The sequence below is a fragment of the Deinococcus phoenicis genome (assembly GCF_000599865.1).
Taxonomy (GTDB): Bacteria; Deinococcota; Deinococci; order Deinococcales; family Deinococcaceae; genus Deinococcus; species Deinococcus phoenicis.
Map to the genome: position 1 here is coordinate 128,068 of NZ_JHAC01000011.1, position 23,187 is coordinate 151,254.

At 68.2% G+C, this 23,187-nt stretch carries 25 protein-coding genes; 16 read left to right on the forward strand and 9 right to left on the reverse strand.

The features are described 5' to 3' along the window. Nucleotides 1-60: 60 nt before the first annotated feature. Entirely contained in the window at nt 61-273 is a 213-nt protein-coding gene (locus DEIPH_RS19640) for a hypothetical protein (RefSeq protein WP_152544785.1), read from the forward strand. Nucleotides 274-332: 59 nt separating this feature from the next. Here DEIPH_RS19640 and DEIPH_RS03820 read toward each other — a convergent pair whose 3' ends face one another. After that, nucleotides 333-677 (reverse strand): endonuclease domain-containing protein, encoded by a 345-nt coding sequence (locus tag DEIPH_RS03820; protein ID WP_034354034.1) that lies wholly within the window; start codon nt 675-677, stop codon nt 333-335. Between the two features lie 89 nt (nt 678-766). Between DEIPH_RS03820 and DEIPH_RS03825 the strand changes: the two genes are divergently transcribed. The 6 genes from DEIPH_RS03825 to hpaI are packed head-to-tail and all read left to right on the forward strand — an operon-like array spanning nt 767 to nt 6,094. After that, the gene (locus tag DEIPH_RS03825; protein WP_034354038.1) at nt 767-1,588 is read left to right on the forward strand and encodes an NAD-dependent epimerase/dehydratase family protein; all 822 of its coding nucleotides are present in this window, start codon (nt 767-769) and stop codon (nt 1,586-1,588) included. 1 nt (nt 1,589) lies between these two features. Further along, nucleotides 1,590-1,973: a VOC family protein gene (locus DEIPH_RS03830; RefSeq protein WP_034354040.1), complete on the forward strand. Its 384-nt coding sequence runs from the start codon at nt 1,590-1,592 to the stop codon at nt 1,971-1,973. Between the two features lie 13 nt (nt 1,974-1,986). After that, nucleotides 1,987-3,495, forward strand: coding sequence for a 4-hydroxyphenylacetate 3-monooxygenase, oxygenase component (gene hpaB, locus DEIPH_RS03835; protein ID WP_034354043.1), 1,509 nt, complete (start codon nt 1,987-1,989; stop codon nt 3,493-3,495). Further along, nucleotides 3,492-4,466: a 3,4-dihydroxyphenylacetate 2,3-dioxygenase gene (hpaD, locus tag DEIPH_RS03840; protein WP_051517126.1), complete on the forward strand. Its 975-nt coding sequence runs from the start codon at nt 3,492-3,494 to the stop codon at nt 4,464-4,466. Before hpaB ends, hpaD begins: the two co-directional genes overlap by 4 nt. Continuing rightward, entirely contained in the window at nt 4,456-5,325 is an 870-nt protein-coding gene (gene hpaH, locus DEIPH_RS03845) for a 2-oxo-hept-4-ene-1,7-dioate hydratase (RefSeq protein ID WP_051517127.1), read from the forward strand. The genes hpaD and hpaH overlap by 11 nt, the downstream gene beginning before the upstream one ends. Continuing rightward, nucleotides 5,315-6,094, forward strand: coding sequence for a 4-hydroxy-2-oxoheptanedioate aldolase (gene hpaI, locus DEIPH_RS03850; RefSeq protein WP_034354047.1), 780 nt, complete (start codon nt 5,315-5,317; stop codon nt 6,092-6,094). The genes hpaH and hpaI overlap by 11 nt, the downstream gene beginning before the upstream one ends. Nucleotides 6,095-6,210: 116 nt before the next feature. Here hpaI and DEIPH_RS03855 read toward each other — a convergent pair whose 3' ends face one another. Beyond that, nucleotides 6,211-6,960 carry an IclR family transcriptional regulator gene (locus DEIPH_RS03855; RefSeq protein WP_034354050.1) on the reverse strand — a complete coding sequence of 250 codons (750 nt, stop codon included), beginning with the start codon at nt 6,958-6,960 and terminating at the stop codon, nt 6,211-6,213. A gap of 114 nt (nt 6,961-7,074) precedes the next feature. Between DEIPH_RS03855 and hutU the strand changes: the two genes are divergently transcribed. The 4 genes from hutU to hutH are packed head-to-tail and all read left to right on the forward strand — an operon-like array spanning nt 7,075 to nt 12,392. Continuing rightward, nucleotides 7,075-8,754, forward strand: coding sequence for a urocanate hydratase (gene hutU, locus DEIPH_RS03860; protein WP_034354053.1), 1,680 nt, complete (start codon nt 7,075-7,077; stop codon nt 8,752-8,754). Then, nucleotides 8,751-9,659 (forward strand): arginase family protein, encoded by a 909-nt coding sequence (locus tag DEIPH_RS03865; protein WP_034354056.1) that lies wholly within the window; start codon nt 8,751-8,753, stop codon nt 9,657-9,659. The genes hutU and DEIPH_RS03865 overlap by 4 nt, the downstream gene beginning before the upstream one ends. After that, the gene (gene hutI / locus DEIPH_RS03870; RefSeq protein WP_034354060.1) at nt 9,646-10,896 is read left to right on the forward strand and encodes an imidazolonepropionase; all 1,251 of its coding nucleotides are present in this window, start codon (nt 9,646-9,648) and stop codon (nt 10,894-10,896) included. Before DEIPH_RS03865 ends, hutI begins: the two co-directional genes overlap by 14 nt. Continuing rightward, on the forward strand, nt 10,893-12,392 hold the full coding sequence (hutH, locus tag DEIPH_RS03875) for a histidine ammonia-lyase (RefSeq protein ID WP_034354063.1): 1,500 nt from the start codon (nt 10,893-10,895) through the stop codon (nt 12,390-12,392). The genes hutI and hutH overlap by 4 nt, the downstream gene beginning before the upstream one ends. A gap of 73 nt (nt 12,393-12,465) precedes the next feature. On the opposite strand, the gene DEIPH_RS03880 is transcribed toward hutH, so the two are convergent. Both DEIPH_RS03880 and DEIPH_RS03885 read right to left on the reverse strand, forming a co-directional pair. Next, nucleotides 12,466-12,654, reverse strand: a complete 189-nt coding sequence (locus DEIPH_RS03880; RefSeq protein ID WP_034354067.1) for a hypothetical protein — start codon at nt 12,652-12,654, stop codon at nt 12,466-12,468. A gap of 59 nt (nt 12,655-12,713) precedes the next feature. Beyond that, on the reverse strand, nt 12,714-13,631 hold the full coding sequence (locus DEIPH_RS03885; protein WP_200868155.1) for an SPFH domain-containing protein: 918 nt from the start codon (nt 13,629-13,631) through the stop codon (nt 12,714-12,716). 149 nt (nt 13,632-13,780) lie between these two features. Here DEIPH_RS03885 and DEIPH_RS03890 point away from each other — a divergent pair, with 149 nt between their 5' ends. Further along, complete coding sequence (locus DEIPH_RS03890; RefSeq protein WP_034354070.1) at nt 13,781-14,491, forward strand: HAD family hydrolase; 711 nt, start codon at nt 13,781-13,783, stop codon at nt 14,489-14,491. Between the two features lie 47 nt (nt 14,492-14,538). Continuing rightward, nucleotides 14,539-15,153, forward strand: coding sequence for an MBL fold metallo-hydrolase (locus DEIPH_RS03895; protein WP_235183162.1), 615 nt, complete (start codon nt 14,539-14,541; stop codon nt 15,151-15,153). Nucleotides 15,154-15,198: 45 nt separating this feature from the next. Here the strand turns inward: DEIPH_RS03895 and DEIPH_RS03900 are convergent, their stop codons facing one another. Beyond that, complete coding sequence (locus DEIPH_RS03900) at nt 15,199-16,077, reverse strand: ParB/RepB/Spo0J family partition protein (RefSeq protein WP_034354074.1); 879 nt, start codon at nt 16,075-16,077, stop codon at nt 15,199-15,201. Further along, nucleotides 16,074-16,850: a ParA family protein gene (locus DEIPH_RS03905; RefSeq protein ID WP_034354077.1), complete on the reverse strand. Its 777-nt coding sequence runs from the start codon at nt 16,848-16,850 to the stop codon at nt 16,074-16,076. The genes DEIPH_RS03900 and DEIPH_RS03905 overlap by 4 nt, the downstream gene beginning before the upstream one ends. Nucleotides 16,851-17,602: 752 nt before the next feature. On the opposite strand from DEIPH_RS03905, the gene DEIPH_RS03910 reads away from it, so the two are divergent. Continuing rightward, nucleotides 17,603-19,012, forward strand: a complete 1,410-nt coding sequence (locus DEIPH_RS03910) for a replication initiator protein A (RefSeq protein ID WP_034354290.1) — start codon at nt 17,603-17,605, stop codon at nt 19,010-19,012. A 28-nt stretch (nt 19,013-19,040) separates the two neighbouring features. On the opposite strand, the gene DEIPH_RS03915 is transcribed toward DEIPH_RS03910, so the two are convergent. Genes DEIPH_RS03915 through modA form a run of 3 tightly spaced genes read right to left on the reverse strand, consistent with a single transcriptional unit; the run spans nt 19,041 to nt 21,032 of the window. Further along, nucleotides 19,041-19,691 (reverse strand): DsbA family oxidoreductase, encoded by a 651-nt coding sequence (locus DEIPH_RS03915; protein ID WP_051517128.1) that lies wholly within the window; start codon nt 19,689-19,691, stop codon nt 19,041-19,043. A 31-nt stretch (nt 19,692-19,722) separates the two neighbouring features. Beyond that, complete coding sequence (locus DEIPH_RS03920; RefSeq protein ID WP_034354083.1) at nt 19,723-20,457, reverse strand: ABC transporter permease; 735 nt, start codon at nt 20,455-20,457, stop codon at nt 19,723-19,725. Between the two features lie 44 nt (nt 20,458-20,501). Next, on the reverse strand, nt 20,502-21,032 hold the full coding sequence (gene modA / locus DEIPH_RS03925) for a molybdate ABC transporter substrate-binding protein (protein ID WP_081790763.1): 531 nt from the start codon (nt 21,030-21,032) through the stop codon (nt 20,502-20,504). Between the two features lie 341 nt (nt 21,033-21,373). On the opposite strand from modA, the gene DEIPH_RS03930 reads away from it, so the two are divergent. Then, complete coding sequence (locus DEIPH_RS03930) at nt 21,374-21,649, forward strand: metal-sensitive transcriptional regulator (RefSeq protein WP_034354086.1); 276 nt, start codon at nt 21,374-21,376, stop codon at nt 21,647-21,649. Nucleotides 21,650-21,741: 92 nt separating this feature from the next. Further along, a complete protein-coding gene (locus tag DEIPH_RS03935) occupies nt 21,742-23,169 on the forward strand; it encodes an aldehyde dehydrogenase family protein (protein ID WP_034354089.1) in 1,428 nt (475 codons plus the stop codon). Nucleotides 23,170-23,187: the final 18 nt, after the last annotated feature.

Here is a 23,187-nt window from a genome sequence, read left to right on the forward strand (position 1 = left end):
AAGGCACTACGGTTCATCCCACAATCCGCTTCCCATTCATGTCCCCAATGTGGAAAAGGGATGCGCCTCATCGGGAAGAATTTCCGTGCGCCTCAAAAGGATGATGTGGAGGGCTGGCGAGTCGCGGAGATGCTTCTGAATGCTGGCTTCGGCTACTGGGGGACATGGGGGACTTATCCAACACGCCTGAAGGATGTGCCGTCATTCATCCAGAAAAATCGCCGAAAGACCGCCGGAGAGCAGATTCTGGAGCAATGGCAGGAGAAGCCATGAGAGGGCAACCTGCGGTTGCCACCCCTCTCCCCAACCCCTCTCCCGCAGGGGGAGAGGGGCTACTGGAAGGCTTCGGCGATTCGCGTCAGCACGCCTTCCAGGTTCTCCGTGACTTCGTTGTTCCAGAAGCGCAGCACTCGGAAACCACGTGCGGTGAGTTCAGCATCTCGCACCGCGTCATATTCGCTTCCCGCGTGCTGGCTGCCGTCCAGCTCAATCACCAGATTCCGCTCCAGCGCGACGAAATCCGCGATGTAAAAGCCGAGCGGCTGCTGACGCTTGAACTTCACGCCCATCAACCGCCCCGCCCGCAGGTGCCGCCACAACTCCTCCTCATGCGGCGTCGCGCGCTGCCGCAACTCCCGCGCCCGCACTTTCCCTTCCAGGCGAGAAAACCTGTCCATATCCACAGCTTAAAACTCCCTCTCCCCTTGCGGGAGAGGGCCGGGGAGAGGGGTGGCAGGCAAAGCCTGCCCTACCTGCGAGGCCCCCTATGACCCAACCCCCACCCCCCCACCGCCTCCTCATCACCGGAGCCGCCGGGCAGGTCGGCACCGCCCTCCGCGAGGGCCTGCGCGGGCGCTTTCCCGTGGTACGCCTGACCGACAACCGCGACCTGGGCGAGGCGCAGGCAGGCGAGGAACTCGTGCGGGCCGACCTTACCAGCTTCGACGAGGTGCGCGCGGCGATGGAAGGCGTGGACGCTGTGATTCATCTGGGCGGCATTCCCGATGAGGACACCTACGAACATATCCGCACCGTGAACATGGACGGCACGTATAACGTGCTGGAGGCGGCGCGGCAGGCAGGGGTGCGGCGGGTGGCCTTTGCCTCCAGCATTCACGCCGTCGGCTTCTACCCTCGCTCGGAGAAGGTCAGCCCGGACATGCCGGTGCGCCCGGACACGTATTACGGCGTCAGCAAGGTCTTCGGTGAGGCGCTGGGCCGGATGTACTGGGAACGGTACGGACTGACGTTCGTGGGCGTCCGCATCTGCTCCTTCCAGCCCAGGCCGAAGGACGCCCGGCACCTCAGCACCTGGCTCAGCCCGCGTGACGCCGTGCAGCTTTTTGAAAAGGCCATCACCGCGCCGGACGTGGGTTTCCTGATTGTTGCGGGTATCAGCGGCAACACCCGCCGCTGGATGACCGAGGACGGCTGGGACGTGCTGGGCTACACGCCACAGGACAACGCCGAAGCCTACGCGGCAGAGGTGGAACACATCCACGGCGACCCGCAGGACATCACGGAGCAGCGGCAGGGCGGGATTTTCGTGGATTCGGACTATAGAGGGCTGGCGGGGAAGAAAGACTGACATGGCCCTGCTCGAACACGTCGCCTTCAAGGCACTGGACCTGGACCGCACACAGGCGTTTTACGAAAGCTTCGGCGCGGAAACGTCCCGTCATGCGAGTGGAAAGCGGCTGTTCGTCACCCTGGACGGCACCACCCGCCTGATTTTCGACCACACCGACTCGCCCCCGGACGTGAGTACCGTGACGTATCTGGGCATCGAACTGGATTCATTTGGCGAAGTGGACGCTATGTTCACTCGCCTTTCGGAACGGGCTGCCATCCGCCGTGACCTGCGCGAGGAGTACCGCCACGCCGCCGGCCCTTACGGCTTCTTCGTGGCTGACCCCGACGGCTACGTCATCAAAGTCTTCAAGTACCACACCCCCACCGACGAACAGAGCTAAGGAGGCACCCCCTATGGCAGCCATCACCGGACAGCAGTTCCTCGACCGCCTGCGGCAGAATCCGCCCACCCTCTACATTGACGGTCAGCGGGTGGAAGACCCCACCACGCACCCCGCCACACGCAACATGGCGCACTCGCTGGCGGGCCTGTACGACCTCCAGAACCAGCCGGACCTGCGCGAGAAGCTGACCTACGAGGAAAACGGCCAGCGGTACCCTATGAGCCTGATGGTGCCGCGCAGCCAGGAGGACCTAGCCCGCATCGGGGAGGCGCACCGCATCCGCGCGGACTACTCGCTGGGCTTCCTGGGCCGTGCGCCCGATTACATGAATGCGAACGTGATGGCGGCGGGGGCGGGGGCCGAGTATTTCAACCAGTGCAGCGCCAGCCACCCGGGCAGCGAGAAGCGCGACTTTGCCGCGAACATGCGCCGCTACGCCGAGTTCGTGCGCGAGCATGACCTCTGCCTCACGCACGCGCTGACCAACCCGCAGGTGAACCGCGCGAAGCAGGCCAGCGAGATGCCTGACCCCTATATCGCGCTGGGTGTAGTGGAGGAGCGCGAGGAAGGCATCGTCGTGCGGGGCGCGCGCATGATGGCGACGCTGCCGATTGCCGACGAGATTCTGGTGTTCCCGTCCACCGTACTGAAGGAAAACGCCGACAAGAGCCGCTACGCGATGGGCTTTGCGCTGCCCACCAATGCGCCCGGCCTGAGCTTCCAGTGCCGCGAGCCGTTCGACATCGGCAGGGGGCCGGAAGATCATCCCCTCGGCAGCCGTTTCGACGAGCAGGACGCCTTCGTGATCTTCGACGACGTGCTGGTGCCCTGGGAACGCGTCTTCCTGCTGTACGACGTGGAGCTGGCGAACAAGGCCTATGCGGCGACGGATGCCGTGCTGCACATGGCGTATCAGGTGGTGAACCTCAAGATTGCCAAGACGGAAGCCTTCCTGGGCACCGCGCAGAGCATCGTGAACGCCATCGGCAGCGGGCAATTTCAGCACGTGCAGAGCAAGGTGGCCGAGATCATCATCATGCTGGAAATCATGAAGGCGCTGGAGGTGGCCGCCGTGGCCGGCGCGACCGTGAACGAGTACGGCGTGATGACTCCGGCACGCGGCCCGCTGGACGCTGCCCGCAACTATTACCCGGCCATGTACGCCCGCCTCCCCGAACTGCTGCAACTGCTGGGCGCATCCGGCATCATCATGATGCCCAGCCAGGCCGACCGCGAGGGACCGCTGGGGCCGCAGATCGCCAAGTACCTGCAAGCCGGGAACGCCAGCGCGGAGGACCGCCTCAAACTCTTCCGCCTCGCCTGGGACATGTCCATGAGTTCGTTCGGGGGCCGCCAGAGCCTCTACGAGAAGTTCTTCTTCGGGGACCCGGTGCGGATGCACACCGCGCTGTACGAGGTGTACGACAAGCAGCCCGCCGTGGAGCGGATCGGGCAGTTTCTGAAACGCAGCGAGAAGCCGCAGGTGGCCCAGAGCCAGTCCGAGGGGGTGACGGCGTGACCGCTCCCCGCCCCGACGTGATTCGCATCGCCCACACCGTCTTCACCGTCACGGACCTGGAGGCCTCGCGCGACTTCTACGTGAACCTGCTGGGCATGAACGTGCTGCACGAGACGCCGGGTGCCCTCTACCTGCGTGGCGTGGAGGACCGCGAGTGGACGCTGAAGCTGGAGCAGTCCCCGGAGGCGGGCGTGCGGCATATCGCATACCGAGTGCGGACGGACGCCTGTCTGGATGGCCTGGCAGCCCTGGCCGAGCGCGAGGGTCTCCCCTACCGCTGGGAGGAAGAACTCGACCGGCCCAGAATGCTGCGGATGCAGGACCCCTTCGGCGTGCCGGTGGCCTTTTTCCGCGAGAGCAAGACCTACCCCTGGCTGCTTCAGGACTACCACCAGCACCGGGGGCCGGGCCTGCAACGGGTGGACCATGTGAACGTGATGACGCCCGACGTCGCCGGCATGATGAACTGGTACGGGCGCGAGCTGGGCTTTCGTACCTCCGAGTTCACTGAGGACGAGGCGGGGCGCATCTGGGCGGCGTGGATTCAGCGCCGGGGCGGCGTCCACGACCTCGCCATGACGAATGGCGCGGGGCCGAGGCTGCACCACTGGGCCTACTGGATGCCCGACGCCATGAGCATCATCCGCACCTGCGACATTCTGGCGGGGGCGCGGCAGCCCGAGCGCATCGAGCGCGGGCCGGGGCGGCACGGCATCTCCAACGCCTTCTTCCTGTATATCCGCGACCCGGACGGCCACCGTATCGAGCTGTACACCAGCGACTACATCACCGTGGACCCCGACTTCGAGCCGATCCGCTGGCAGCTCAACGACCCCCGGCGGCAGACGCTGTGGGGCGCGAAAACGCCCCGGAGCTGGTTCGAGGAAGGTTCGCTTCTAGAAGCGTTCGGCGGCGGCTGGGTCAAGCCGGTCGAGGGCGAGTTGAAGGGAATTCCGGCCCATGTCATCTGAGCCGTCAGCCGCCAGCGGTCAGCCGTCAGCGGGGCGCGTCATTCCCGAGGACACCCTCTCCGGCCTGGCGACCGAGTTGGACGGGGCGGAGGCGAGCGGGGTCCAGCTTCTCCCCTTCTCCGAACGGTTCCCGGGAATGACCATCGCGGACGCTTACGCGGTGCAGCGGGCGTGGGTGGCCCGCAAGACGGCGGGGGGGCGGCGCATCCTGGGGCACAAGATCGGCCTGACCTCGCGGGCGATGCAGATGGCCTCGCAGATCGACGAGCCGGATTACGGGGCGCTGCTGGACGACATGTTCTTCGAGCCGAACGGGGACATTCCCCTCTCGCGCTTCGTCGCGCCCAAAGTGGAGGTCGAGCTGGCCTTCCTCCTGCACAGTGATCTGCGCGGCCCCGGCGTGACGCTGCTGGACGTGCTGCGCGCCACCGAATACGTGACGCCCGCCGCCGAGATCATCGACGCGCGGATTCAGCGGGTCAGCCAGGAAACCGGCAAGCCCCGCCGCGTGACCGACACCATCAGCGACAATGCCGCCAATGCCGGGATCATCCTGGGCGGACGCGCGGTGAGACCCGGTGACGTGGACCTGCGCTGGGCGGCCGCCCTGTGCATCCGCAACGGCGTCATCGAGGAAACTGGGGTGGCGGCGGGCGTGCTGGGCCATCCGGCGGCGGGCATCGCCTGGCTCGCCAACCGCCTCGCGCCCCACGGTGAGGGGCTGAAGGCGGGCGAGGTGGTGCTGGCCGGATCGTTCACCCGCCCGGTGGACATCGCGTCCGGCGACGTGTTCACCTTCGACTACGGGCCGCTGGGGACCTTCTCCTGCCGGTTTGCGGGAGACGCACGTGGGCGCTGAGACCCCGGCTTCCGGGAACGCCTTCAAGACCGCGCTGACGCAGGGCGACACCCTCTACGGTTTCTGGCTGGCCCTGGCCGACGCCTACAGCGCCGAGGTCTGCGCCGGGGCGGGCTTCGACTGGCTGGTGATCGACGGCGAACACGCACCCAACGACGTGCGTTCCATTCTGGCGCAGCTTCAGGCCGTCGCGCCGTATCCGTCTGCTCCGGTGGTGCGCCCGCCCGTGGGTGACCCAGTCCTGATCAAGCAACTGCTGGACATCGGCGCGCGCAACCTGCTGATTCCGATGGTCGAGACGGCGGCGCAGGCGCGGGAACTGGTGGCCGCCACCCGCTACCCGCCGCAGGGCATCCGGGGTGTGGCGAGTGCGCTGGTTCGCGCGAGCCGCTTCTCGCGGAATGCCGAGTACCTGGGGCAGGCCGACGCGGGCATCTGCCTGCTGGTGCAGGTGGAGTCGGTGACGGGGCTGGAGGCCCTGGACGAGATCGCGGCGGTGGAAGGGGTGGACGGCGTATTCATCGGCCCCGCCGACCTCGCCGCGTCCTTCGGGCACCTGGGGAATCCCGGGCACCCGGAGGTCCAGGCCGCCATCCGGGAAGCCGCCCGGCGGATTCGGGCGGCGGGCAAGGCCGCAGGCATCCTCGCGACCGACGAGAACGTGGCCCGCACCTATCTGGAGTGGGGTTATACCTTTGTCGCGGTGGGCGTGGACGTCCTGTTGCTGGCCCGCATGACGACGGGGCTGGCCGCACGTTTCAGGGGGTAGACCGGGTCGCTCGTCACGTGACGAGCAGACTTGATCGGCGCGTACTTCCAACGGTGGGAGGGAGAAAAAGCCCTTCCACCGGCTGCTGTTTCTGGCCTGGGCGCTGGGCCACCCCCTCACCCCGGACGGTGGCCCAGCGCCCAGGCCACCTCGTCGGCCGCGTCACGCAGGCGACGGGTCAACTGTTCCTGTTCACGCAGGCGGGGGGTAGGCAGGCTCACGCCCAGGGCCGCCAGCACCTGACCTTCCGCCCCGACGAGGGGCACGGCCAGCCCACTCGTCCCGACCTCCCACTCGTCGCGCGTGATAGCGAGGCGTGCGGACTGGATGGCTGCGGCTTCCGCCTCCCAGGGCGTCTGGAGGGTGCGGGGGGTGAAGCGGGGGGCACCTTCGGACGGGTCGAGGCCGTGCAGCGCATACAGCAGTTTGCCGCTGGCGCTGGCGTGGGGGGGCAAGACGAACTGCGTCTCCCCCACCACCGAGGGACCGTCACGGCCCTGCACCGAACGGGCGATACAGAGGACCTGGTTTCCGCCCGTGCCGTCCCTTTCCAGCACACAAAGGAAGGCCAGCAGGTGGGTGCCGCGCGCCAGGGCATTCATCGCGTCGTGGGCGACCGCGTACCAGGGCACGCTGCCGTAGAGGGCACTGGAGAGCTTCAGCAGCCGCCAGCCCAGGCGGTAGCGCCCACGCGCGACCCGCACCAGGAGACCGCTCGCCGTCAGCGTCGTGAGCTGCTCGTGCAGGGTGGAGGTCGGCTGCCCCAGGTGGGCGGCCAGTTCGCTCAGCGTCCATTCGGTGCAGTCGGCGTCGAAGGCTTCGAGGACGCGCACGGCGCTGTCCACGGTGGAGAGGGTCCGGGGCATGGCCCCAGCCTAAGCCCTTTCCGCCTACCCCGGAAAAGCAGGTTGTGAGGCGGGCCGGGTCGGGGGACGATAGGCGCACCCCGATTCACCTGTCTCCCCCCGAAAGGACCTGCCATGACTTCCACCGAGCCTCCCCAGACTGCCCCCGTCATTCGCGCGCCACGTGGCCCCCAGCGCACCGCCAAAGGTTGGATTCAGGAAGCCGCCAAGCGGATGCTGATGAACAACCTCGACCCGGAGGTGGCCGAACACCCCGAGAACCTCGTCGTGTACGGCGGACGCGGGAAGGCGGCGCGCAACTGGGACGCCTTCCACCAGATCGTGGAGACGCTCGACCGCCTGGAGAACGACGAGACGCTGCTGATCCAGTCCGGCAAGCCCGTCGCCGTGCTGCGGACGCACGAGTGGGCACCCCGCGTGTTGCTGGCCAACTCCAACCTCGTGCCGCACTGGGCGAACTGGGAAACCTTCGACAAGCTCGACCAGGCCGGGCTGATGATGTACGGCCAGATGACCGCCGGAAGCTGGATCTACATCGGGACCCAGGGCATCCTCCAGGGCACCTACGAGACGTTTGCCAGCGCCGCCCGCAAGCACTTCGGCGGCAGCCTGAGGGGCACCGTCACCGTCACGGCGGGCCTGGGCGGCATGGGCGGCGCGCAGCCCCTCGCGGTGAAGCTGGCGGGCGGCGTGAGCCTCAATATCGAGATCGACCCCACCCGCATCCAGAAGCGGCTGGACACCCGCTATCTCGATGAAGTGGCGGACAACCTTCAGGACGCCATTCAGCGCGCCGAGAAGTACAAGGCGGAGGGCGTGGCCCGCTCCATCGGTGTCCTCGGCAACGCTGCCGAACTGGTGCCGCAACTCGTCGAGCTGAACTGGACGCCCGACCTCGTCACCGACCAGACCAGCGCCCACGACCCGATGTGGGGCTACATTCCCGTCCTTCAGCCCGACGAGGACGCGGGCCAACTGCGCACCGAGCAGCCGGAGGTGTACCGCGAGCGGGCTTACGGGGCGATGGCGGCGCACGTCCGGGCCATTCTGGAACTCCAGAAACGCGGCGCGGTTGCCTTCGACTACGGCAACAATCTGCGGCAGCGGGCCTCCGAGGCGGGCGTGGAAAACGCCTTCGACTACCCCGGCTTTGTGCCCGCGTTTATCCGCGATTCCTTCTGCGAGGGGCGGGGGCCGTTCCGCTGGGTGGCCCTCAGCGGCGACCCGGAGGACATCCGCGCGACCGACCGGGCACTGCTCGAACTCTTCCCCGACGACGAGCGCCTGCAATCCTGGCTGACCTACGCCGCCGATCAGATCGCCTTCCAGGGCCTCCCCGCGCGCATCTGCTGGCTGGGCTACCGCGAGCGCGACCGGGCCGCCCTGCTGTTCAACGAGATGGTGGCGGACGGTCGTCTGAAAGCCCCCATCGTGATCGGACGTGACCACCTCGACGCAGGGTCAGTCGCCAGCCCCTACCGCGAGACGGAGGCCATGAAGGACGGCAGCGACGCCGTCTCGGACTGGGCGCTGCTGAACTTCGGGGTAGGGATCGCGTCGGGCGCGGCCTGGATGAGCTTCCACCACGGCGGCGGCGTGGGCCTGGGCTTCTCGCAGCACGCCGGGCTGGTGGCGCTGGCCGACGGCACACCCGAGGCCGCCCAGCGCCTGAGCCGCTGCCTCACCAACGATCCCGGCATGGGCGTGATCCGCCACGCGGACGCCGGATACGACCTCGCGCAGGACGTGGCCCGCGAACGTGGCCTGGACCTGCCCAGCCTGGGTATCCGGTGACGCACCTGCCCTTTGCCGGACACGTCAGCTTCGCCCGCGCGCCCCTGGCGGAGCCGGACGGGGACTGGCGGGCAGACGTGGGCGTGCTGGGCATCCCCTTCGACATCGCCCTGGGGTTCCGGCCCGGTGCCCGCTACGCCCCCCGCGCCCTACGGGAAGCCAGCCTGCGCTATGTCCCACCCTTTACCGACCTGTCGGGGCGCACCCGGCTGGATGGCGTGACCTTCGCCGATGCCGGGGACGTGCTGCTGCCCAGTCTGGAGCCGGACCTGGCCCGCGAACGCACGACCGGGGCGGCCCGGCAACTGCGCGAACGCTGCCACCTTCCGGTGTTCCTGGGCGGCGACCACAGCGTGACTTTTCCGCTGCTGCGGGCCTTCGCGGACGTACCCGAGCTGCATGTGATTCAGCTCGACGCGCACCTCGACTTCACGGACGTGCGGAACGACACCCGCTTCAGCAACTCCAGCCCCTTCCGCCGGGCCGCAGAGGAACTGCCGAACCTCGTCCACATCACCACTATCGGGCTGCGCGGCCTGCGCTTCGACCCGGAGGCGGTCCGGGCGGCCCGGGTGCGTGGGCATACCCTGATTCCGATGACAGAGGTTGCCGCTGATCTGACCGGTGTGCTGGCCCGGCTGCCCAGCGGGAAAAACGTTTACCTCAGCGTGGACGCGGACGCCCTCGACCCCGCCGTGTTGCCCGGTACCAGCAGCCCCGAGCCGGACGGGCTGACCTACGCGCAGACGCTGGCCCTGATTCGCGGGGCGGTCCAGCGGAATACCCTGGTCGGCCTCGATCTGGTGGAACTCGCGCCCAACCTCGACCCGACCGGGCGGAGTGCCCTCATCGGCGCGCGGCTGGTCATAGAGACGCTGTGCGAGGTGTTCGATGCCCGGTCCTGAGCGCACAGGGACGCTCTTTACGGGCATCGCGCAACTGGTGACGCCTCCGCCCGGCCCCCAGCGCGGCGGCGCGATGCGTGAGCTGACCGTGCTGGAGGACGCGGCGCTGCTCGTCCGGGACGGCGTGATCGCCTGGGTGGGACCGGCTGGGGAGGCTCCGCGCCTTCCCAACACCGCCGGTCTGGGCACCGTCGATCTGGGCGGTGTCGCCGTCGTTCCCGGATTGACCGACCCGCACACGCACGCGATCTGGGCCGGGGACCGCCTCGCGGACTTCGAGGCGCGGGTGGAAGGGGTGCCCTACGAGGAGATGCTGGCGCGCGGCGGCGGCATCCGCAGCACCATGCGGGCGACGGCGGCGGCGGGGGTAGCGGAACTGGTGGCGCTGGCGCGGCCCCGGCTGGACGCCCTCGCCCGGAGTGGCGCGACCACCATCGAGGTCAAGAGCGGCTACGGCCTGGACTTTGGCGCCGAGCTGCGGATGCTGGAGGCGGTGCGGACCCTGCAAACCCGCGTCCCGGCCACCCTCGTTCCCACGCTGCTGATCCATGTCCCGCCCACCGAGGGCCGCACAGCGTACGTGCGTGCGGTCTGTGAGGAACTGATTCCAGAGGTGGCCCACGAAGGGCTGGCCGACGCCGTGGACGTGTTCTGCGAGCGCGAGGCGTTCACGGTGGAGGAAACCCGCGCCATCCTCACAGCGGCCCAGGCAAACGGCCTGCGCGTCAAACTGCACGCCGATCAGTTCCATGCGCTCGGCGGGACGGAACTCGCCTGTGCCCTCGGCGGGCTGAGTGTGGACCACCTGGAAGCCAGCGGCGAGGCGCAGATCGCGGCGCTGGCCGCCTCGCAGACCGTGGCGACGGTGCTGCCGGGCGTGACGCTCCACCTGGGATTACCTGCTGCGCCTGCCCGCGCTCTGGTGGATGCCGGGGCGTGTGTGGCGGTCGGCACCGACCTGAATCCGGGCAGCTCGCCCCTGTTCAGCGCCCAGCTCGCTCTGGCCCTCGCCGTGCGGCTGAACGGCCTCACGCCCGCCGAGGCGCTGACCGCCAGCACGGTCAACGCCGCCGCCGCCCTGGGTCTGACCGACCGGGGGGCGCTCGTGGTCGGCCAGCGCGCCGACTTCCTGGCGCTGCATTCGCCCGACTGGCGCGACCTCGCCTACACCCTCGGCCTGAACCCGGTCCGCGACGTGTTCGTGGGCGGGCAGAACCTCAAGGAGATGACGCTGTGATTCTGGACCGGCAATTGACGCTTGACGACTTCATCCGCGTGGTACGCGGCGGGGAAACGGTGACCCTCTCGGACGCGGCGCGGGAACGCATCCTGACCGCGCGGGCAGTCATCGAGCGCATCGTGGACGGCCCGGACGCCGTCTACGGCGTGAACACCGGCTTCGGCAAATTCGCCAACGTGCGGATTGCCCGGGATGAACTGGCCCGCCTCCAGCACAACCTGATCGTGTCGCATGCCATCGGCGTCGGTGATCCCCTCCCCGCCGAGGTGGTGCGCGGCATGTTGCTGCTGCGCGCGCAATCGCTCTCGCTCGGGCATTCCGGTGTGCGGCCGGAGGTTGTCGAAGCCCTGCTGACCCTGCTGAACGCGGGCGCGCACCCGGTCGTCCCCGCGCAGGGCAGCGTAGGGGCCTCGGGCGACCTCGCGCCGCTGGCCCACCTCGCGCTGGCGCTGCTGGGGCTGGGGGAGATGGAATACGGGGGCCAGGTGCGGCCCGCCGGGGACGTGCTGGCCGACCTGGGCCTCGCGCCGCTGGCATTGCAGGCCAAGGAGGGGCTGGCCCTCATCAACGGCACGCAGCTGATGGGCAGCTTGCTGGCGCTCGCGCTGCACGACGCCCGCATGCTGCTGCACACCGCCAACCTCGCCGCCGCGATGACGGTCGAGGCCCTTTCCGGGAGCCACCGCCCCTTCAGCGAGGGCGTGGTGCGGCTGCGGCCCCATCCGGGTGCGCTGGAAGTCGCCGCCGAACTACGCTCCTTCCTGCACGACTCCGAGATCGCGCCCGCCCACGCGGGCTGTGGCAAGGTGCAGGACGCCTACAGCCTGCGCGCCGTGCCTCAGGTTCACGGGGCCACTCTGGACGCGCTGATGCAGGCCGGGCGGGTGCTGGAGGTCGAGTTCGCCTCCGTGACCGACAATCCGCTGATTTTCCCGGAGACGGGCGAAGTCATCTCCGGCGGCAACTTCCACGGGCAACCGCTGGCCCTCACCGCCGACGCGCTGAAGGTCGCAGTGGCCGAACTCGCCAGCATCAGCGAGCGGCGCACCGAGCAACTGCTGAACCCGGCGCTGTCGGGCCTGCCGGGCTTCCTGACGCCGCAGGGTGGGCTGAACAGCGGCTACATGATCGCCCAGTACACCGCCGCCGCTCTGGTCAGCGAGAACAAGGTGCTGGCCCACCCCGCCAGCGTGGACTCCATCCCCACCAGCGCCAACCAGGAAGACCACGTCAGCATGGGTGCCCACGGCGCGCGGCAACTGCGTCAGATTCTCGGCAATGCCCAGAACGTCCTGAGTATCGAGCTGATGTGCGCCGCCCAGGCACTCGACTTCCAGCCCCTCCGGGCGGGGCGAGGTGTGCAGGCCGCCCATGAGTGGGTGCGCGAGCTGTTCCCTCATCTCGAACAGGACCGCTACTACCGCCCCGACCTGCTGGCCCTGCGAGAGGACGTGGTGAGCGGCCAGTTGCTGAGAGCCGCACGCGAAGCCTGACGGGGCAGGGGCGAGGCGGCCACAGCGGCCCAGCCTCACCCTTGCCCTTCTGCTCGTCACGTGACGAGCAAAGTCAGTCCTTCTCTTCTCCCCCAATTTTTTTCGCTTCCGGTGCGGCTTTCCAGCGTCCAGCCTGCCGCACGCTCTGGGTCAGCAGGTACTCGATCTGCGCGTTCACGCTGCGGAGGTCGTCGGCGGCCCAGCGTTCCAGGGCGGCGTACAGCTCGGGGCTGATGCGGAGCGGGTAATTCTTGCGGGCCACGCCCTCTCACCTGACCTTCCGGGCACAGGGCCTCTCCCCTGCACCCCATCCGGCGGCGCTCAATACAGGCTCCCGGCGTTCACGACCGGCTGCGTGCCGCGCTCGCTGGTCAGCACGACCAGCAGGTTGCTGACCATCTGCGCCTTGCGTTCCTCGTCGAGCTGCACGATGCCCTGCTCAGAGAGTTCGCGCAGGGCCATCTCGACCATGCCGACCGCACCCTGCACGATCTGCTGCCGCGCGGCGATGATCGCGCTGGCCTGCTGGCGTTGCAGCATCGCTCCCGCGATCTCGGGCGAGTAGGCCAGGTGCGAGAGGCGGGCTTCGAGCACCTCCACCCCCGCGTGTCGCAGGCGGGTCGCCAGCTCGCGCCCCAGGGCCTCGGCGACCTCGTCGGGATTGCTCCGCAGCGAGAAGCTCTTGCCGTCGTAGTCGTCATACGGGTACTGCGCGGCCAGGTGACGCAGGGCCGTTTCGGACTGGATGGCGACGAACTCGGCGTAATCCTCCACGTCGAAGACGGCGCGGGCCGTGTCCACCACCCGCCACACGATCACGGCGGCGATCTCGATGGGGTTGCCCATCTGGTCGTTGACCTTCAGCCGCTCGGAGTTGAAGTTGCGGATGCGGAGCGACACGTTCTGGCGCACCGTGAAGGGGTTGGTCCAGTAGAAGCCGTTGCGGCGCTCGGTGCCCACATAACGCCCGAACAGCGTCAGGACCTTGGCCTGGTTGGGCTGGACGACAAAAAACCCGATCAGGGCGAAGAATGCCAAAATCCCCAGCGCGATCCCCAGCCCCACGCTGAGGCCGCTGAGGGTCACCCAGGCGGCCACGGCCACCAGCACCAGCCAGAGCAGCACCGCTGGAACACCGGGCAGCCCGAACGCACGCCGCTCCACGCTGGCAACCCCACTGCTGGGCGAAACGCCCCCCTCGGGACCGACGGACGCGGGCGCCTTTTCCAGTTCATTCATACCAACCTCCGATCAAAGTGATATCACTTTGAGAGCAGAAATGTGACACCTTGGTCACGAGCGGGATTACGCGCCCGCGCCGGTCATCAGATTCCCTGTTCCTCATGACGGGCACGGTCACGCGCGGGGCGACACTCTAGAGTGCGGGCATGATTGTCGCCTTCGTGAATCCGGCAGGCGTGTTGATCCCCCGCGATCCGGCGGAGAACCCGCGCCCCGCCCAGCTGGTCCTCTCCACCCTGCTGACTGCTGCCGAACTGATCCCGGTGACGGGCCTGGACGAGGAGGGCCTGCTGGATATTCCGGCGGCCTTCACGTCCTGGCAGGTGCTGCGGCACGGCGCGGTCGTCCTGAACCCGGACGGCGAGGAGGACCCGGCCTGGCGACGCCTGACCCTAGAAACCCTGCGGGAGCGGGAAGACGCCCTGCGCCTGGCCTTCCAGGCCGCCCAGCACATCGGCTGGCTGGGCCAGCTGGGCACCGAGGCCGAGCTGCACGAGCGGCAGGGCCTCCCCCTGATGGTCACCCTCCGCCACCCCCACGGTGTCACGCACGCCCTGGACGCGGCGGCGCGGGAATGGCGCTCCTGGCTGGAGGACGGGCCTTTCCGGGGTCAGCTGCGCCTGATCGAGGGCGCGGACCTGCTGACCCTGCTCCCGCGCGAGGTGAACCCAGAGAGCGCCGTGAACTACGTGCTGAGCCAGCTGGAGGAGGTGGAACTGTCGCTCGGCGTGAGCGCCCTGGCCTCTGACGCCGCCTTTCTCGCCCTGTGCGACTATGCCGTGACGCCCGGCGAGGGGCCGGTCATGGGGGCCGCCCTTTCGGCCCTGGACCGCGCCGATGAGGACGACACCGAGTGACTTCTGTCCTGCCCCTTCCTGCCACCTCCGGGCCGTTGAACGTGAGGGTGCGAAAGCTGTACGCGAATGCCTACCTGCTGGACACACCCAGTGGGCGCTTGATGGTGGACGCGGGAATTCTGCCGTATGCGGCCCAATTCGCGCGCCTGCTGCGGACTTTTCAGCCCGACGCGCTGCTTCTGACCCATCATCATGTGGACCACAGCGGCGGGGCCTTCATCGCGGCCCGGCTGGGTTTTCCTGTCCTCGCCCACCCGCTGGAGCACGCCCTCCTGACGGGAGAGGAACACCGGCTGCCCTATCCGGCGGGACGCCCGGACCTGGGCGAGATCGTCTCGCGCTTACATCCGAAAGTGCCCCGGCGTGCCCTGCACCCCGTTCACCCCGGCGAGCAGGTGCGGGGCTGGCAGGTGGTCCATCTGCCCGGACATACCCAGGGGCAAATCGGCCTGCTGCGGGATGGGGTGCTGATTGCGGGAGACGCCCTGATGGGTGGGCCGGGTGGGGCACATCTTCCCCGCGCGGCCTACAACGAGGATCACCGTGAGGCGGTGCGCACGCTTCAGGCCGTTGCCGACCTGGATTTACGGAGCATTCTGCCGGGACACGGCAGACCCCTCACGCCTGAACAGGTGCGGCAGCGGGCAGGGCGGGACCGGTAATCCGGTTGCTCGTCACGTGACGAGCAACTCTACCCGCGCTCTTTCTTAAGCCGAATCGAGCAGTTCACCGATCTGGCGGAGCAGCCGTTCGACCTTGCGCCGCCGCGCCGCATCCAGCTCCGCCAGGGTGCGGCGGTCTGCCAGGCGACGGGCGACGGCCTGGAACGGGTCGGCGGTTTCCTGGCGGGGGGGCGCCACCTGCTCACGCAGGGCCTGCACCGTCGCGCCTTCCAGAGCCAGCCGCAACAGTCTGGCCCGGCCTGCCTGGTCGGTCACCCGGCCCACGATCAGCGCCTTGCGGTAGTCCAGGCCGGACCGGACTGCCTCCTGCACATCCTCCGGCAGGTTCAGGACCGCCGCCCGGTTCTTCACGAAACTGCGCCAGGTTTCCCGGCCCAGCGCCCCAAAGAGGGCCTCCAGCCGGGCGACGGCCTCCGGGTCTTCCTGGGGATGACGGTCGAGGGCGAACAGGCGCGCAACCGCCTCCCCCACCGGCACACCAAGGGTCGAGGCCGCCACTTGCAGCCGGGCACGCACCTCCTCCAGCACGTTCAGGTCCTCACGTTGCAGGTTCTCGACGGCGGCGGCCAGTTGTGCCTGGGCGTCAGTCAGGTCGCGGAGCAGCACCGGCACTTCGGCCAGCCCCGCCAGCTGCGCCGCCCGCCAGCGCCGCTCGCCCGCCACGATCTCATACTGCCCATCGCCCAGGGGCCGAACCAGCAGGGGCTGGAGGATGCCCTGCTCACGGATGCTGCGGGCCAGTTCCTCCAGCGCCTCAGGGGCGAAATGGACCCGTGGCTGAAAGGCCCCCGGCCGAAGCGACTGCACGGGGAGGGTCGTCGCCGCCGGTTGCCCGAGGGCCTCCACCCCCTCGACCAGCCCGGTCAGACGCGCACCGATGGCGGGTCTGGCCTTGCGGGTCACGCCTTCACCCCGGGAATCTGGACATTCAGATTTGCGGCGCGCGCGATCTCGGCGGTCACCCGCAACACGTCCTGATGCACGGGCGAACCGGGCGCATAGACCCCCACCGGCTGCCCGGCACTCGCGCTGTCGTTCCAGACGGCTCCCCGGTCAGGAATCGGGCTGGCGAGGGGCCGCAACATGCCCTGAAAGGCCGCCAGCGCCTCACGGTCATGCGAGCGCCGCGCGTCATACAGGGTGGGCACGTACAGGGCGACCGTCAGGTCCGGGCGCAGCTTGCGGTAGGTCGCCATGGCCTCCGACAGCCCCGACAGGGCATTCATCCCCTTCTGACGCGTGGGGACCGGCACCACCAGATGATCCGCCGCCAGCGCGCCCAGAATGGAGAGTTGGCCCAGGCTGGGCGGGCTGTCGATCAGGACCACGTCGTACTGCCCCGCGACCGCTTGCAGTGCCTGCCGCAGGTGCAGGTGTGCGCCGACGACACCCATCATCTGGCCCTCGGCCAGGGCGAGCGACACATCGCTGGGAATGAGGTGGAGTCCATGCGTGGGGGTCGGAGGGGGGAGAGGCTCACCGCGTGTGGCCGTGTCGTAGACGGTCTGTTCACGCGTGACTCCCGTCACACCCAGCCAGTCCGTGAGGTTGGCCTGTGGATCAAGGTCCACGACCAAGACACGCAATCCGGCCTGGGAGAGCGTGTGACCGACATCGCGCGTCAGGCTGGATTTCATGACCCCACCCGCATGGTTGAAGAACGTCAGCGTCCGCATTTCACCCAGCCTAACCGAAGGCGGTCCCACTTGCTCGTCACGTGACGAGCAGATCTGGGAACACACTTCCCCTATCGGACAACTTGTGCCGTTTTCGTCCAATCTTGCTTCCGGGGTGTCCGTGCAAAGCTGCATCCTAAGACGCTTTGGGCAGCCAAAGCGAGGGCGCAGATCGGCCCAGGAATCAGCAGGAGCTTTTGGCTCTGTTGGGAGGTCAAAAGCGACCAAAAAGAGTAGAATTGGTACGTAAATTACATAGCAAACACTATAAATTATGTAAATAGCAGCAAAATAGGGTATCGGACAACTTGCGCCGTTTTTGATGTAGGGACTATCGGACAACTTGCGCCGTTTTTCTCTCGGCTGCCTCCCAGACAGCGTTTTTTGGCAGCAAACTGCCAAACAAGGGACTATCGGACAACTTGCGCCGTTTGGCCTCCAACTATCGGACAACTTGCGCCGTTTTGCGCCAAACTATCGGACAACTTGCGCCGTTTGGGGGAAAGAGGTATCGGACAACTTGCGCCGAAACTATCGGACAACTTGCGCCGTTTGGGGGGGAGGTATCGGACAACTTGCGCCGTTTTGGCCCCAAAACTATCGGACAACTTGCGCCAAACTATCGGACAACTTGCGCCGTTTCACCCCTAAAATGCCGTCCAGCACGCGTGGCGCCCCGCCGCTTGTTGTTGACAACATATAATCTTTTAAAAGATTTAAAGATCTAAAAAACAACAAACAAGGGGGTGGCCGTGTCCGAAAAAGGAATCAAACGCTTCGACGAACTCAACATCGCCCGGTTGAGCCTCATCAGCGTTCAGGAACGCATCCCGCCGGACTACCGCGACTGGAGTGTGGAACTCGAGGACGGCGACCGCCGCTACAAGGTCACCTGCCAGGCCATGCCCGAGTACGGGGTGCCGCACGGCATCGACACGGACATCAGCGCCGCCCTTGTGAATCTGTACATCGACCAGGGGGCACCAGCGGACGGCAGCGTGACCTGCACGCCCTACCAGCTGCTGCAAATGGCGGGCCTGGATACCAGCGGGCGCTACTACGCCGCGCTCGACGAGAGTCTGCGGCGGCTCCTGACCACGAACTACTTCATCGCGGAAGGCTGGCGGGACCATCCCCGCAAGCGCTGGACCAACGTGAACTTCCGGTACATCGACCGCCTGGAGTTCTCGTCGGGAGAGGCCGAGCGGCTCGATGCCAGCAGCATCCTGAAAATCACCCTGCCGCAGGAGATCGCGCGCAGCGTGCGCTCGGGGTACATCAAGCCGCTGGACCTGAGCTTCATGCAGACCCTCAGGCGGCCCCCCACACGCGCCCTGTACCGCCTGCTTGACTCGCAGCGCCGCGACCCGGAGAACCCCGAGCGGGTGGCGATGACGTACCAGGTGGGTCTGATGGAGTGGGCCGAGGCCTGCAAGATCGTGACCGACCGGCCCAGCATGGCCCAGCGCACGCTGGACGCGGCCCACGAGGAACTGATCGAGAAAGGCTTCCTGAAAAGCGTCGAGTATCTGGGGCGGGGCAAGAAAAAGCTCCTGCACTACACGTTCGGTGAAGCTTTCATCCCACCCGACCCGCTGCTGGTGCAGAACCTCGCGGCTATCGGAATCACCCATACCCGCGCGCTCCAACTCGTCCGGGAACACAGCGAGGCCGTGGTGGAAGACACACTTTTGCGGTACCAGGGCATCGTCTCAGGAGGTTACAAGCCCCGCAGTCGCCCAGCCTTTTTCGTGGATCTCCTGAAGAACCCCGAGAAGTATCAGCTTCCCGAAGGGGTCTTGCTGCCCCTGGAAGGCCCCCAGAAGGGCCAGCAAGTGCGGAAGCAGGGGGAGAGGGCGGAAAGAGGCTTGGAAGCACCTTCGCGGGCCTCCCAGGAGGAAGAGACTTCGGACACTGATGCGGCTCTGCATGCCCTGCCCCGTGACGCCCAGGTGGAGGAAGTCATGCGGACCCTGACATTCCTGCTCCGCAACGACCTGAAAGTGCCCGAACTCGACACGCTGCGCCTGGCACTGGACGAGGGGCTGGAGGATCCGCTGGACGTGAAAGCGTGGGTGTTGCGGGGGATCAGCGGCGGGCAGAAGGCCGCCATGATTCGCGACCTGCGTGCCCGCCTGAGCCTGACGCCCGCGCCGCAGTGATACGCCGCCGTGAATGGACCCGGCCGGGTCAGCGGGGACGCTTGATCGTCTCGATACCCGCGCCCGAATGCAGGACCTCGCCGTACAGGTTCCAGAGGGCTTGAGCCGCTTGTGCCTCACGGATCAGGCCCGAGAAGCGCAGGTAAGCCGCGTTCCCGTCGGGGAGCACGAAGGTGGGCGTGCCGAACACGCCGAGCGCCGCTGCGTCGCGCAACTCTGCCGCGAGGGCCTCGCGCAGCGTTCGGTCATCCGCGAGATCGTCCTCAAAGCGGGTCAGGTCCAGTCCGGCTTCCCGGGCGGCCACACGCACCGTCTGCTCGTCCAGTTCGCTCTGACGCTCGTGCTTGGCCCGGAAGAGGGCCAGCGTGAAGGCCCAGGCCGCCCCCTCGCCCTGCCTGGCGGCGGCCTGCGCTGCCAGAAAAGCACGCAAACTCGCCTGTTGTGCGGCATTCCCGCCCTCCGCCGGCTGCTCGTGAAGCCACCACGTCGGGGCCTTGCGGTCGGGGTTCTCGGGGTGGTTGCCCTGGAGCAGCGAATAGTGGCGCAGGCGGAAGGGCAGGCCCCGCTCACGGCGCAGCACGTCGGCCAGTTCCACGCCGCGCCAGGCGAAAGGGCAAAGAAAGTCGAAGTACACCTGGGTGGGGCGTGTGGCTGGGGGCGTTGCCTGGGGAGCCGTCATGGCGGGACGCTAACACGTTCGCCCCGGGATTTCAGGTGGGCTTTCGCGCGACCAGGCGCAGGGTCAGCAGCACCGCGAAGGCCAGCACGACCATGATGGCGCTCAGCACCAGCGCGGGGGCGAGGTCGCTCTCTGCTGCGCTGTAGATGGCGAGCGGCACGGTGCGGGTCTGCCCCTGGAGGCTTCCGGCAAACAGCAGCGTTGCGCCGAACTCGCCCAGGGACCGTGCCCACGCCAGCACCGCGCCCTCCAGCAAGAAGGGCAGCGCGAGCGGCAGCGTGACCCGGGTGAAGGTCGCCCAGGGGGACGCACCGTCCACCCGCGCCGCCGCCTCCACGTCCGGATCGAAAGCGAGAAAGCCGGCCTTCGCGGCGCGCACGTAAAAGGGAGCGCTGGTAAAGACCTGCGCCAGCACGACGGCGGCGGGGGTAAAGGCCAGCCCGATCCCGGCGATTTCCAGCGGGCGGCCCAGCAGGCCGGCGCGCCCGAAGGTCAGCAGCAGCGCGACCCCGGCCACCACGGGCGGCAACACCATCGGCAGGTCGAGCAGCGCGTCCAGGACGGTCCGCCCGGGAAAACGTCTCCGCGCCAGCAGGTAGGCGACGGGCGTGCCCAGGCCCAGCGTGACCGCAAGCGCCGCGCCGGTCGTGAGGACACTCACCCGCAGGGCGTCCAGCACCGCCGGAGAGCGCAGGGTAGTCAGGAAGTCGGCCGTCAGACCCTGGGCGAGCAGGACCAGCACGGGCAGCAGCAGAAAGGCCGCCATCAGCAGGCTGAGCGCGACCGGAAGGGGGTGAGGACGGGACCGGGCTACCGAGCGGACAGGAACCCCCATTTGTGGAGAATCCGTTGCCCGTCCGCCGAGCGCACGAACTGCACGAAGTCCAGCGCCGCCTGCGCGTTCGGGCTGGCCCTGAGGACCCCCACCGGATAGGCCACGGGTGGGTTGAAGCGGGTGGGCAGCGCGACCGTCCGCACGCTCCTGCGCAGGGCGGGCGTCACGTCGCTGACAGAGACCAGGGCGGCGTCGGCCTGCCCCAGTTGAACTTTCAGGGCGACCTGCCGCACGTTGGGTTCCTCGCTCACGACGTTGCCCAGCACCCGGCCCGCGAAGTCCTGGCCGTAGGTGCCCGACGCACCGATCAGGTCCAGTGCTCGCCGCGCCGCTTCCCCAGCGGGGACGGCCCGGTCAGCAATGACCAGCTTCAGCCCGGGCCGTGCCAGGTCGGCCAGCGTCTGGACCTGAGGGCGGGCAGCCGGGGTAATGACGGTCAGCCGGTTCAGATTCGCCGCCCCCGCCCCACCGGACAGCAGGGCCAGGAGCGCCAGCACGCGCCTCATCCGGACCTCTGACGCTCTGCCGTGTACGCGGTCCAGCTACGGCCGGGATCTGGCAGGGGCACAGCTGGGGCGGCGATCTCCCATCGGGGCATGTCTGAACCTAGCCCGTGGGGCAGAAACCGTCAACGCCGCCGGAGTTTCCGGCTGGGAAAAGCCTTCCTCCAGCCTAGGCACCTGTGGTGAAACCGAGTTGCTCGTCACGTGACGAGCAGCAGGGAAAGCGGCCCCAGAAAAACACCGGCCCGCCCCAGCCCTTCTCACAGGCTACCCTGGGGGGATATTCTGGACCCGGACGGGCCGACGGCCCCGCTGCTGGACCCTGTTTGCTGGAAAGGAGACCCATGACCCCGACCTCACCCCTTCCCCTGAGTGAAGCCGACGAGCGCGTGCTGAACCGGTTGCGCCGGATCGAGGGCCAGGTGCGCGGCCTGCAACGCATGATCGAGGAAGGCCGCGACTGCCACGACATCCTGACTCTGCTGTCCGGCATCCGCAGCGCGCTGGACGCTTCCGGCGACGCGATTCTGGAGCAGTACGCCTCGGGCTGCCGCGCCCGGCCCGGCGAGGCGATCACGCCGCAGGACGTGGTGCGCGCCGTGAAGCTGCTGCGGGGTTGAGGACGGCTGGATTAAGGGCGGCCGGGTGACGCTGGCCCGGAATACGGAACCCGACCACCCGGCAGGCCGCACGCCCGCCGTACAGTGGGCGCATGACCATCACCCTGACCCACGTCCCTCTGCTGATCGGGGGACAGGCCGTGCAGACGGACGCGCAGGACACCGTGTCCCATCCCCTCACGGGTGAGGCCCTGTACCACGTCGCCCGTGCGGCAGAGGTCCACCTACGCGCCGCCCTCGACTCGGCCCAGGCGGCCTTCACCGAGTACCGCCGCTGGCCCGCCCACCGCCGCGCCGAGGCCCTGCGCCGGGCATCCGGCCTGCTGACGGACCGCGCCGACCTGTTCGCCCGCACCATCGCCACCGAGGCGGGCAAGCCGCTCAAGGCCGCCCGGGTCGAGGTCGCCCGCAGTGTCGAGAATCTGGGGTTCGCGGCCGACGAGGCCGCGCAGATGGCCGGACAGGGGATTCCCCTGGACGCCAGCCGCTTCGGAGAGGGCCGCCTGGGCTTCACGGTGCGGGAGCCGCGCGGCATCATCGCCGCCATCAGCCCATTCAATTTTCCGCTGAATCTCGCGCTGCACAAGGTCGGCCCGGCACTGGCGGGGGGGGACACCGTGATCCTGAAACCCGCCCCGCAGACGCCGCTGACGGCCAACCTGATCGCGGAGCTGATCCAGGACGCGGGCTTTCCCGCCGGGGCGCTGAACGTGCTGCATGGCGGCGCGGAGCTGGGCGCCGCGCTGACCTCCGCCCCCGAGATCGCCCTGGTGACCTTTACCGGCAGTCCCCAGGTGGGCGAAAGCATCAAGCGTGGCAGCGGCCTCAAGCCGGTCGTGCTGGAGCTGGGCAACAACAGCGCCAACCTCGTGGACGCCGACAGCGACGTGGAGCTGGCCGCGCGCAAGCTGGCCGCCGTGAGTTTTGCCTACCAGGGGCAGGTCTGCATTCACCCGCAGCGCCTGATCGTCCATGAGGGGGCCTACGACGCCTTCCGGGCCGCCTTTCTGGAGGCCGCCCGCGCGCTGGTGGTCGGTGATCCCCTCGACGAGCAGACCGACGTGGGGCCGCTGGTCAACCCGGCCGCGCTGACGCGCCTGCAAGGCTGGATTCAGGAGGCGCTGGACCTGGGCGGCCGGTTGCTGCTGGGAGGAACGCCCCAGGGAAATATCCTCCCACCGACCGTGCTGGAGGACGTGCCCGAACACGCGCACCTGGTCCGCGAGGAAGCCTTCGGTCCGGTCGTGGTGCTGTCGCGCGCGGCCAGCTGGTCCGGCGCCATCGCCGCCGCCAACCGCAGCCGCTACGGCCTCCAGACGGGCGTGTTTACCCGCAACCTCCAGCACGCGCTGGAAGCGGTGCGGGACATCGAGGCCGGCGGGGTGATCGTGAACGACCCCAGCACCTTCCGGGTGGACCAGATGCCCTACGGCGGCATCAAGGACAGCGGCTTCGGGCGCGAGGGCGCGCGCAGCTCGCTGGAGGAACTGACGTATCTGAAAACGGTCGTTCTCAGCTGACCGCCTCTCTCGGCGGCC